The organism is Pelomicrobium sp. G1, from assembly GCF_051905455.1.
In the GTDB taxonomy this organism is placed as follows: domain Bacteria; phylum Pseudomonadota; class Gammaproteobacteria; order Burkholderiales; family UBA6910; genus Pelomicrobium.
On the sequence record NZ_JBQACR010000609.1, the window covers coordinates 1 to 236 of the forward strand.

General features: G+C 68.2%; 1 protein-coding gene. It reads left to right on the top strand.

Going from position 1 to position 236, the window contains the following annotated elements; translation table 11 throughout:
- Window positions 1–236: ATP-grasp domain-containing protein (locus tag ACTFO6_RS19830; RefSeq protein WP_439936001.1), on the top strand; the 236-nt coding region annotated here is incomplete at both ends.

Consider the following 236-nt stretch of genomic DNA (forward strand, 5'->3'; position numbering starts at 1 on the left):
ACGACGCCCCGGGCCTCGCAGCCGCCGTGGCGCGAGTGCGGGCGATCCAGCGCCGGGCCGACCGGGAAGCCGAACGCATGGGGCTCCTTGTGGAGGAGTTCATTCCCGGGAGCGAGCACGCCCTGGAAGGCCTACTGGAAGACGGGCGACTCCGGATCCTGGCCCTGTTTGACAAGCAGGATCCGCTCGATGGCCCGTATTTCGAAGAGACGATCCTGGTCACGCAGTCGCGGCTC